Genomic DNA, 8,838 nt, shown 5'->3' on the forward strand with positions numbered 1-8,838 from the left:
GGGAAATAAGGGATGGCAAAACGATCATTGGTCTTTCTCTTGCCGAGAGGTATTTGCAGTCGATGGCGGATAGAGAGTAGGAATCATTGAAATTGTTGTACATGGTCGTAATTTCAGAATTTGCTGCATGATTATATCTAGGGCACATGACCTAACAATAAATTGTTATTAATCAAGAATTTTTGCTACTCAAGGATGCTGTATGGAAGAATTAATACGCGAATACCTCAATTACCTCAGCGTGGAAAAGGGTTTAGCTCAAAACACCATCCAAGCATATGAAAGGGATCTTTATGGTTATATGAACTTCCTTCGTGACAGGGGAATTTCTTCCCCCGACAAGATATCCCGTTCGGATATCATAAATTTTCTGGCTATCCTCAAGGAGGAATTATCGCCTTCAAGTATTTCTCGAAAGGTCGCCGCCATTAAAACCTTCCATAAATTTTTAGTTCGAGAGGGGTTAACGGAGAACTTCCCCACCATCGATCTTAGGTTTCCAAAAATTTCCAAGAAGCTTCCCTTCGTTCTCTCCGTTGAGGAGGTAGAAATGTTGCTCACTCAGCCCAAAGGTCAAGATCCGCTGAGCTTGAGGGACAAAGCAATTTTGGAGGTTTTGTACGCTTCGGGGGTAAGGGTTTCTGAACTGGTGGCCATGGATCTCGATGATGTGGATTTCAAAGAGGGATGTGTAAGATGTATGGGGAAGGGCTCGAAGGAGAGAATCGTCCCCTTGGGAACTTACGCCCTTGACGCTTTATCAAACTATGTGAGGCAGGGGCGACCTAAATTGGTCAAAGCATTGCATATGCCTGCGTTATTCGTGAATGCTCGCGGAAAGCGTCTCACTCGTCAGGGATGTTGGAACATCCTTAAGAAATATGCGGTTCAAGCTGGCCTGAAGAATATTCACCCTCATACGCTGAGACATTCCTTCGCTACTCATCTCCTTGAGGCGGGTGCGGACCTTCGAGCCGTACAGGAGATGTTGGGGCATGCCTTCATCTCCACAACTCAAATCTATACCAGTCTTACCCGCCAGGATTTAAAGGAGATTTACCTTGAAACTCACCCGCGTGCCAGAAGAACATAGCTTGAGTTCAAGGGGAAGCCCGAACGGATCTGAAAGAAATTGAGTTGGGTTAAAAGGGTCATCATCGTAATTTTGGACAGCGTAGGGGTGGGGGAACTTCCCGATGCTCCCAGATATGGCGATGAGGGGAGTAACACCCTGGGGAATACCGCCAGGGCCGTTGGAGGTCTGCATCTTCCGTGGTTTCAAGGGTTTGGACTGGGGAATATCATCCCCATTGAGGGTGTTCCCCCTTCTGAAAATCCACTGGCATCCTATGGCAAGATGATCGAAAGATCCACAGGAAAGGATACCACCACGGGCCATTGGGAACTCATGGGATTGTACCTGCCCAAACCTTTCCCTACCTATCCCCGAGGTTTTCCTCCCGAAATCATTGAGGAATTTCAGCGAAGGATTGGGCGGAGGATACTGGGTAATAAACCGGCTTCTGGGACGGAGATAATAAAAGAGTTAGGTGAGGAGCACTTGCGTACCGGCTACCCCATCGTTTATACCTCTGCGGACAGCGTTTTTCAAATCGCCGCCCACGAGGAAGTTATACCTGTACCTGAGCTTTATGGTATGTGCGAGGTAGCTCGGGAGATGCTTAAGGGAAAGCATAATGTGGGACGGGTGATTGCCCGCCCATTTCTTGGGAAACCAGGAAGCTTTGTGAGAACCCATCGCCGCAAGGATTTTTCCCTTAAACCTCCAACCAAAACCATTCTGGATTACGCCTTGGATGGTGGAGTAGAAGTTTATGCCGTTGGAAAAATAGGAGAGATATTTGGATATAGAGGTATAACCGAATGTCGGCACACCGAAAACAATATGGATGTGATAAACAAGACCCTCGAGTATATGCACCACATCGCGGCTGGTATCATCTTTGCCAATTTAGTCGACTTCGATATGCTCTGGGGTCATAGAAATAATCCCCTTGGATACGCGAAAGGGTTAGAAGAGGTAGATGCCCGCATTCCCGAAATTCTAGGTGCATTGAGATCGGAGGATGTTTTAATCTTTACGGCCGATCACGGTTGTGATCCCACCACTCCCAGTACCGACCACTCTCGGGAATATGTGCCCCTTTTGGTCTATGGGGAACAAATCAAATCCGGGGTAAATTTGGGGATTCGCAAAACCTTCGCCGATTTAGGCAAAACAGTTGCCGACCTGCTAGGATTCGAGGCGCCAGTTGAGGGAACCAGCTTTTTTAAAGAGATACTAAGACAAAACAAAGACAAAAAACCTCATTCCAATGTCCTTAAGTGTCCCGTCAAGGAGGATGGATGATGAGAGCATACGATATCATAGCTAGAAAAAGAGATGGATTAAGACTTAGTGCGGAAGAGATCGATTTCATGGTTCGAGGCTTTGTTGAGGGTCTCATCTCGGATTATCAGATGTCGGCATTTCTTATGGCTGCATACATTAAAGGGTTGAATGAAGAAGAAACCATCAATTTGACCAGATCCATGATCGCCTCCGGGAGATGTGTAGATTTGAGTTCGGTCAAGGGAATAAAGGTTGATAAACACAGCACGGGAGGGGTTGGGGATACCACAACTTTGATCCTCGCACCCTTGGTGGCCGCCGCGGGAGTACCGGTGGCCAAGATGTCTGGACGGGCGCTGGGGCACACCGGTGGCACCTTGGATAAGCTCGAATCCATCCCCGGCTTCAACGTCAATCTTTCTAAAGAGCAATTCATCGGGCAGGTAAATCGCATTGGAGTTGCCATCGCTGGCGCCACGGCGGACATCGTCCCCGCGGATAAGAAAATTTACGCATTGAGGGATGTCACTGCCACCGTATCCAGTATCCCCTTGATAGCCAGCAGTGTTATGGGCAAGAAGATTGCCGGTGGAGCCGATGCCATCGTTTTGGATGTAAAAACTGGCTCTGGAGCTTTTATGGAGACTTTATCGGAGTCCCGAAAATTGGCTGAGATGTTGGTGACCATAGGACATAAAATGGGTCGACAAACCGTGGCCATAATAAGCGATATGGATCAGCCCCTGGGATTTGCGGTGGGCAATGCTTTGGAGGTCAAAGAAGCCATCGATACGCTCAAGGGAAAGGGACCTCCCGATCTTGCGGAATTGTGTTTCACCCTGGGTTCTTACATGCTGGTTTTGGCGGGAATTGTTTCTAAACCGGAGGAAGGGAGAGCGTTGTTAAAGGATACACTCTCTACTGGCAAAGCTTTGGATAAATTTGGCCAACTCATTGAAGCCCAGAGAGGTGACCCCGATGTCCTTTCCGATCAAGGTATCTTACCCCGGTCTTCGATGGTTGAGGACTACTTGGCCGGGAAAGAAGGGTATATTTTATCCATGGATGCAAAAAAGATTGGTGAAGCGGTCATGGAATTGGGAGCCGGAAGGGAGACCAAGGAAAGTGCGGTAGATCTTTCCGTGGGACTGGTTTTATATCGTAAGGTGGGAGATAGAGTCGAGTTTGGAGAACCCATTGTCAAAATTCATGCTAATCACTACGGTAAGCTGCAAAAGGCGATTTCCATCTTAAAAGAGGCGATCATAATCTCCGATGAGAGACCTCAACCTAGACCTTTAATTTATGATATAATCACCGAAAATAAAGTGAGTAGATGAGAAGGCGGGAAACGTGAACGATTTTGAAATCGATTGCCAGGAGGTTGCTATGGCAAGGGATGTATTGGAATTGATCGGCAATACCCCAGTGGTGAGGATCAATAGGATGAATCCGAACCCCAAGGCAACGATTTATGCCAAGCTTGAGGGCTTTAATCCAGGCGGTTCGGTGAAAGACCGTATTGCCAAATACATGATCGAGAAAGCGGAAGAAATCGGCGAGCTAACCAAGGATAAGATCATAGTTGAAGCCACAAGCGGAAATACGGGTATTGGTCTGGCTTTCGTTGGAAGACTCAAGGGGTATAGGGTTCAAATCGTGATGCCCGAGAGTATGAGCATCGAACGGAGGAAGGTTTTAAGAGCTTATGGTGCGGAGTTGATTCTGACTCCAAGTGAAGCCGGTGTATCCGGGGCTTACGAAGAGGCAGGAAAATTGGCTAAGGATCCAAAATATTTCATGCCTGATCAATTCGCCAATCCAAACAATGTATTGGCCCATTATGAGACGACCGGCAAAGAAATTCTTGAGCAGGTGGGACGCGTGGATGTCTTCGTCGCCGGAATCGGCACGAGTGGAACCATAGTGGGTGTGGGCAGAAGATTGAGGGAAAACAATCCCAAGATAAAAATAATTGGCGTTGAACCCTATCGCAAATCGAAGATACAGGGGCTGAAATGTTTGGGTGAAGGATTCATTCCAGCCATATTTGATAGCGAGATGATAGATGAAATAGCCAAAGTTACGGACGAGGATGCTTTCGCCACGGCAAGACGACTGGCCAAGGAGGAAGGACTTTTTGTGGGCATGTCTTCAGGAGCTGCTATGTTTGAAGCCATGAGGCAGGCTCAGATGATGAATGGTGGCGTTTTGGTGGTAATTTTCCCTGACGGTGGTGAGAAGTATCTGAGCACGGAACTCTTTAACTAATCCCTGTGAAACTACAATATCCTGTGCCTCAGACATAAATAGGGTGATTATTAAGCGTGAATTATGTCTAGGCTACAATCTATTTATCACTAAAATAAATTTTGATCGCAATTTCCAGGTATTTTGGGTGCTCTAAAGTTCATTTAATGGGAAAGGTACAAAATTGGGAAGTTTAGTGGAGCTCGTACTCGTAGTACCAGCTTTACTCATCGCCGTTACCGTTCATGAATATGCTCATGGCAAAGTGGCTGAAATGCTGGGCGATCCAACCGCTCGCCATGCGGGGAGGCTTTCCTTGAATCCCATCCACCATCTGGATCCCCTGGGAACACTCATGCTCCTCATATTCCATATCGGCTGGGCAAAGCCGGTACCCGTCAATCCGGCACATTTTGAAAATCCTAAGAGGGATATGATGTATGTGGGACTGGCTGGACCGATGGCCAATTTTATCACCGCTTTTGTTGCCAGCTTCCTCATGAGATCGGGTTTTATCCCCCGTGACCTCGGTTATTCGATCTTTTTCTACATACTCCGAATCAATGTAGCCCTGGGGATATTTAATCTAATACCCATCCCTCCCTTGGATGGATTAAGAATAATGGCGGCATTTATCCCCAGTGGTAGATTTTCTTTTTACAGGTGGCTTGAGAGGTATGGAGTGTTAATCCTGGTTCTTTTGATGTTCGTCTTTCCTCGTTTTTTGACTCCAATTATCGATCTCATTCTAGGGCTTTTCCTGCCCGGTGCTACCTGGCGATGAAAGGGAAAGGTTTTGTAGAATAGATGTTGAAATATTAAAAGCGGAGACCTCTAGGTCTGTAGGACATCTGGGAATTGCATTGGAGAGGGGAACTGAAAGTGGCTAGGGTTGTTAGCGGTTATCGTCCCACTGGGAAATTACATTTGGGTCACTATCATGGTACCTTGACCAATTGGATTCGTCTGCAAGATGAATATGAATCCTTTTTCTTCGTGGCGGATTGGCACGCCCTGACCACGAGATACGATGACGTTGCGAGCTTACAAGAGGATATAAACGAAATGATAATAGACTGGGTTGCCGCTGGTCTAGACCCAGGAAAATGTGTGATTTTTAAGCAATCGAGTGTTCCCGAAGTGGCGGAGTTAAGTCTGTATTTATCCATGCTCACTCCTCTAGCTTGGTTGGAGCGCTGTCCAACCTATAAAGAACAGCTACGCGAGTTAAAGGGTAAGGAGATAGCAACCCATGGATTTGTGGGTTATCCCGTCCTTCAAACTGCGGATATCATACTTTATCATGGAGAATTTGTTCCCGTTGGTGAGGATCAGTTGCCCCATCTTGAGCTCGCTCGGGAAATCGTACGTCGCTTCAATAATTTATACGGAGATTATTTCCCTGAACCTCAACCCCTTCTTTCTCCCATTAAAAAGCTATTGGGAATCGATGGACGGAAGATGAGCAAGAGCTATAATAATGCTGTCAATTTAAGCGATTCGCCCGATGAAATCGGAAGAAAGATAAGAATGGCGATCACCGATCCCCAGCGGATTTACCGCACCGATCCGGGACATCCCGATATCTGCCTCGTTTTTTCCCTGCATGAGCTCTACAGTTCCCATGAAATTCAGGATATAAGGGAGAAGTGTGAGGGAGCGATCAGGGGGTGCACCGATTGTAAGGATCTTCTGGCCGAAAGGATCAGCGACTTCCATGCCGAATTTAGGAAGAAAAGGGCCCAGTTGGAAAGGGACCCGGATCTGGTTCGTACAATTTTGGAGCAGGGAGCTGAAAAAGCGCGCCCAATCGCCGGAGCCACCCTGCGGGAAGTCCGTCGTCGTGTGAACATAAAATAGGTAAACTTATTTCGAGATGAACCATGAGTTATCAGGTTAAGCTTGAGATTTTTGAGGGACCTTTCGATTTACTTCTCAATCTCATATCCCGGAAAGAAATAGATATTTGCGATATTCCCATCGCCAAAATTACCCGAGAATACTTAGCCTATTTGCAGCATTTGAGGGATGTGGATCTGGAAGTCGCCAGCGAGTTTTTACTCGTCGCCGCGACTTTGCTTGAAATAAAGGCGTCTAATCTCCTTCCAGAGGAGGAAGATTGGGAGGAAATCTCTCCCACCCAGGCTCGGGATATTCTCATAGCGAGGCTCTTAGAATACAAGAAATTTAAAAACGTCTCTCTTGAATTAGCCGCGAGAGCCCAGGCTGAGAGCAGATTTTATGGCCGAGAGCATCTGGAGGAAAGATTCACTCGGATTCTTCCGGATTACTTGAGAGGGGTCACGGTCGCAGATCTTACCCAAGCGATGCAAGACATATTGGCCAGGAAAACCACCGTGTTCGCGGAAAAGCCGCCGCCGGTTGTGTCCATCATTTTAAACCTGGAGGAAAAGATGGATTTTGTGCTTGGGGAACTCGATCGAAGAGGCAGCCAGACCTTTGCCTCCTTGATCAGTGAGCTTGAGGATAAAATCGAAATCGTCACGGTTTTCATCGCCTTGCTCGAACTCTATAAAAGGGGATTGATATCCCTTAGCCAGGCTGTAACCTTTGGAGATATAGAGATAAGCTTGACCTCGGAGAAGTAAAAGATGATGGAACTCACGGAGTTAAGGGGAATAATTGAATCACTCCTCTTCGTGACCACTGAGCCTCTTTCCCTGCGGAAGATGAGTGAGATAGTGGAGGTTGACGAAGTCACCATCAAGAGAATCCTTGATGAGCTCGCGGAGGAATATCGAAAGCAGAATCGGGGTTTTCAGCTTCGAGAGATCGCCGGCGGTTACAGATTTTATACTCATCCCGGATATGCTCCTTACGTTGAGAAGCTCGTCCTTTCCTGGGATCAGAGAAGGCTCACTCAAGCAGCTTTGGAAACCCTAGCCATCATGGCCTATAAACAGCCGGTGACTAAGGCTGAGATAAGCTCCATTCGAGGGGTAGATGCCGGAACCGTCCTCAATTCATTGCTTGAGAAGGGGTTGATCCGCGAAGTAGGTCGGGCAAATTCACCTGGACAACCCATACTCTATGGAACAACTCAAGTTTTCCTGGAGACATTCGGTCTAAAGGATCTCTCCGGTTTACCTCCCTTAGAGGAGTTTGAACCCAATGAGAGAACCAGAAAGGAAATAATACAGAAGTTAACCACGAAAGAAGAGGGTGGAAGCGAGTGAGGTTGGAGAGGCTTCATAAGGTTATGGCCCAAGCGGGGGTAGCCTCCCGACGGAAATGTGAGCATCTTATCCTGGAAGGTCGCGTCAAAGTCAACGGTCAGGTCGTCCAAACGTTGGGGGCAAAGGTCAACCCCAGCGAGGACAAAATCGAGGTAAATGGTAAGGTGCTCCAGTTTACCGCGGAAAGGACCTACATCCTACTCAATAAACCAGCGGGTTATCTCACCACGATGATGGATCCCTACAATAGACCGACCATCATGGATTTAATCGGGGAAGAGACCAGAGTTTTTCCCGTCGGTCGATTGGATAGGGAATCGGAGGGTTTACTCCTACTCACCAACGATGGAGAGCTGGCTTATCGCCTAGCTCATCCCCGATATAAGGTGGAAAAGACCTATCTGGCTGAGGTCAGGGGTCATCCAGAGGAGACCATCCTGCAGATGTTGCGAAGGGGAGTGGTCTTGGAAGATGGGTTGACTGCTTCGGCAAAAGTCGAGGTTCTCGAGAGGGGGAGGGATAGCACGGTGGTGGAGATCACGATTTGGGAAGGGCGTAAGCGCCAGGTCAGAAGGATGTTTGAGAAGGTGGGGCATCCGGTCATCAGGCTAAGGAGGATTTCCCTTGGTCCCATCGAGTTGGGATATCTGCCCCCCGGTCGTTACCGCTTTCTACATCCATCTGAGATAAAAGCCCTTCGTAAAACCGTTAGTTTAAAGTAATACCGGGAAAGAATATCGGGAGGGAGCATAATGAAACTTGAACTGGGAAATTTCTATAAGATTTTGGCACCAAGACCAGCAGTGCTCATTTCAACCATCGATGGTCGGGGAAGGACGAATGTGGCTCCCTTCAGTTTCGTGATGCCGGTTTCACGCACCCCTCCCTTGATCGCTTTTGCCCTGGCACCCCAGAGACACACCTTGGCGAATATCAGAGAAACCCGGGAATTTGTGGTCAACATCGTCCCAGAAGAAATCCTCGATGAACTATTGATTTGTGGAAAGTCTTTCCCCAAAGGGGTGAGCGAGATCGAAG

10 protein-coding genes are annotated in these 8,838 nt (G+C 47.6%); all 10 read left to right on the forward strand.

Features of this window, described 5'->3' with window-relative positions; all coding sequences use genetic code 11:
* The first annotated feature begins 202 nt into the window (after positions 1-202).
* The gene (gene xerD / locus AB1466_06060; GenBank protein MEW6189647.1) at positions 203-1,093 is read left to right on the forward strand and encodes a site-specific tyrosine recombinase XerD; all 891 of its coding nucleotides are present in this window, start codon (positions 203-205) and stop codon (positions 1,091-1,093) included.
* 39 nt (positions 1,094-1,132) lie between these two features.
* Positions 1,133-2,371 (forward strand): phosphopentomutase, encoded by a 1,239-nt coding sequence (locus tag AB1466_06065; GenBank protein MEW6189648.1) that lies wholly within the window; start codon positions 1,133-1,135, stop codon positions 2,369-2,371.
* Positions 2,371-3,693, forward strand: a complete 1,323-nt coding sequence (locus AB1466_06070; protein ID MEW6189649.1) for a pyrimidine-nucleoside phosphorylase — start codon at positions 2,371-2,373, stop codon at positions 3,691-3,693. The genes AB1466_06065 and AB1466_06070 overlap by 1 nt, the downstream gene beginning before the upstream one ends.
* A 13-nt stretch (positions 3,694-3,706) precedes the next feature.
* The gene (gene cysK, locus AB1466_06075; protein MEW6189650.1) at positions 3,707-4,624 is read left to right on the forward strand and encodes a cysteine synthase A; all 918 of its coding nucleotides are present in this window, start codon (positions 3,707-3,709) and stop codon (positions 4,622-4,624) included.
* A 163-nt stretch (positions 4,625-4,787) separates the two neighbouring features.
* Positions 4,788-5,387 (forward strand): site-2 protease family protein, encoded by a 600-nt coding sequence (locus tag AB1466_06080; GenBank protein MEW6189651.1) that lies wholly within the window; start codon positions 4,788-4,790, stop codon positions 5,385-5,387.
* A gap of 98 nt (positions 5,388-5,485) precedes the next feature.
* Positions 5,486-6,463: a tryptophan--tRNA ligase gene (trpS, locus tag AB1466_06085; protein MEW6189652.1), complete on the forward strand. Its 978-nt coding sequence runs from the start codon at positions 5,486-5,488 to the stop codon at positions 6,461-6,463.
* Between the two features lie 23 nt (positions 6,464-6,486).
* A complete protein-coding gene (locus AB1466_06090) occupies positions 6,487-7,212 on the forward strand; it encodes a segregation/condensation protein A (GenBank protein ID MEW6189653.1) in 726 nt (241 codons plus the stop codon).
* Between the two features lie 3 nt (positions 7,213-7,215).
* A complete protein-coding gene (gene scpB / locus AB1466_06095) occupies positions 7,216-7,800 on the forward strand; it encodes an SMC-Scp complex subunit ScpB (GenBank protein MEW6189654.1) in 585 nt (194 codons plus the stop codon).
* On the forward strand, positions 7,797-8,522 hold the full coding sequence (locus tag AB1466_06100; protein ID MEW6189655.1) for a pseudouridine synthase: 726 nt from the start codon (positions 7,797-7,799) through the stop codon (positions 8,520-8,522). The genes scpB and AB1466_06100 overlap by 4 nt, the downstream gene beginning before the upstream one ends.
* 30 nt (positions 8,523-8,552) lie before the next feature.
* Positions 8,553-8,838: flavin reductase family protein (locus AB1466_06105; GenBank protein ID MEW6189656.1), on the forward strand; the 286-nt coding region annotated here is incomplete at its 3' end.

Source organism: Actinomycetota bacterium, from assembly GCA_040755895.1.
Taxonomy (GTDB): domain Bacteria; phylum Actinomycetota; class Aquicultoria; order Subteraquimicrobiales; family Subteraquimicrobiaceae; genus Subteraquimicrobium.